Annotated in this window: 1 protein-coding gene; it reads left to right on the forward strand. The window is 46.1% G+C overall.

Annotation, left to right across the window (positions count from 1 at the left end; translation table 11 throughout):
- Positions 1–432: Ig-like domain-containing protein (locus AC061C_RS15900; RefSeq protein ID WP_478291983.1), on the forward strand; the 432-nt coding region annotated here is incomplete at both ends.

The following is a 432-nucleotide window of genomic DNA, read 5'->3' on the forward strand; positions in this document are numbered from 1 at the left end:
TTCCAATAGGTAACAACCCCCCAACAGCAAATGATGTAACCACAGCAAGTATTCCATCAACAGCAGGAGCTACAGCTATCAGCGCATTGTCGGCAACAGATACAGATGGCACAATTGCAAGTTATACCGTTTCCACTTTACCAGCCAATGGAACATTAGCCTTGGGCGGAGTAGCAGTAACGGCCGGACAAGTAATAACTCCAGCGCAAGCGGCTACATTAACTTTTGATCCAAACGGAACCTTCACAGGAACAACGACTTTCACCTTTACCGCTACAGACAATACAGGAGCAGTAGATGCAAGTCCAGCAATATTTACCATTCCAATAGGTAACAACCCTCCAACAGCAAATGATGTAACCACAGCAAGTATTCCATCAACAGCAGGAGCTACAGCTATCAGCGCATTGTCGGCAACAGATACAGATGGCA

It is taken from the genome of Flavobacterium sp. GNP010 (assembly GCF_056428945.1).